This is a genomic window from Gilliamella sp. CG22 (assembly GCF_046635725.1).
Taxonomy (GTDB): domain Bacteria; phylum Pseudomonadota; class Gammaproteobacteria; order Enterobacterales; family Orbaceae; genus Gilliamella; species Gilliamella apicola_I.
Genome location: NZ_JBIDFK010000023.1, coordinates 1 through 1,646 on the forward strand (window position 1 = coordinate 1; position 1,646 = coordinate 1,646).

Consider the following 1,646-nt stretch of genomic DNA (forward strand, 5'->3'; position numbering starts at 1 on the left):
AGCTGATAAAAGGCGTTATAGCCGTCGATGTCCGAATGGGGAAACCCAGTGCAGGTGACTGCACTATCATCTGATGAATACATAGTCAGATGAGGCGAACCGGGAGAACTGAAACATCTAAGTACCCCGAGGAAAAGAAATCAACCGAGATTCCCCTAGTAGCGGCGAGCGAAAGGGGAGGAGCCCAAAGCGGGTAGCATAATGTATCAGTGGAAGCGTCTGGAAAGTCGCACGACAGAGGGTGAAAGTCCCGTACACGAAGGTAAATTATGTGGAAGCTTGAAGAGTAGGGCGGGACACGTGATATCCTGTCTGAAGATGGGGGGACCATCCTCCAAGGCTAAATACTCCTGATTGACCGATAGTGAACCAGTACCGTGAGGGAAAGGCGAAAAGAACCCCGGGAGGGGAGTGAAATAGACCCTGAAACCGTGTACGTACAATCAGTGGGAGCATGTGTCGTTGGGCATGTGTGACTGCGTACCTTTTGTATAATGGGTCAGCGACTTATATTCTGTAGCAAGGTTAACCGAATAGGGGAGCCGAAGGGAAACCGAGTATTAACTGTGCGTTAAGTTGCAGGGTATAGACCCGAAACCCGGTGATCTAGCCATGGGCAGGTTGAAGGTTGGTTAACACTAACTGGAGGACCGAACCGACTAATGTTGAAAAATTAGCGGATGACCTGTGGCTGGGGGTGAAAGGCCAATCAAACCGGGAGATAGCTGGTTCTCCCCGAAAGCTATTTAGGTAGCGCCTCATGTATAACTGTTGGGGGTAGAGCACTGTTTCGGCTAGGGGGCCATCCCGGCTTACCAACCCGATGCAAACTCCGAATACTGACAAGTTTAATCATGGGAGACACACGGCGGGTGCTAACGTTCGTCGTGAAGAGGGAAACAACCCAGACCGCCAGCTAAGGTCCCCAAGTCATAGTTAAGTGGGAAACGAAGTGGGAAGGCTTAGACAGCTAGGATGTTGGCTTAGAAGCAGCCATCATTTAAAGAAAGCGTAATAGCTCACTAGTCGAGTCGGCCTGCGCGGAAGATGTAACGGGGCTAAAACTATGCACCGAAGCTGCGGCAGTGCACGCAAGTGTATTGGGTAGGGGAGCGTTCTGTAAGCCGTAGAAGGTGTGTTGTGAGGCATGCTGGAGGTATCAGAAGTGCGAATGCTGACATAAGTAACGATAAAGCGGGTGAAAAGCCCGCTCGCCGGAAGACCAAGGGTTCCTGTCCAACGTTAATCGGGGCAGGGTGAGTCGACCCCTAAGGAGAGGCCGAAGGGCGTATCTGATGGGAAACGGGTTAATATTCCCGTACTGGCTATAACTGCGATGGGGGGACGAAGAAGGCTAGGTTTACCACCTATTGGATGGTGGGTTAAGCGTGTAGGGGTGTGATTAGGCAAATCCGGTCACTGAGACCCTGAGGCGTGATGACGAGCTACTAAGGTAGTGAAGTAATTGATGCCCTGCTTCCAGGAAAATCCTCTAAGCTTCAGGTTATAGTTAATCGTACCCGAAACCGACACAGGTGGTCAGGTAGAGAATACTCAGGCGCTTGAGAGAACTCGGGTGAAGGAACTAGGCAAAATGGTGCCGTAACTTCGGGAGAAGGCACGCTGATGGTAATTGAAGTCCCGTG

The 1,646-nt window shown here is 51.2% G+C and carries 1 rRNA gene (running past one end of the window); it reads left to right on the forward strand.

Annotated elements, in window-relative coordinates:
- A 23S ribosomal RNA gene (locus ACGH46_RS10940) occupies positions 1-1,646 on the forward strand; its annotated part runs 1,254 nt beyond the window's last position; the annotation flags it as partial.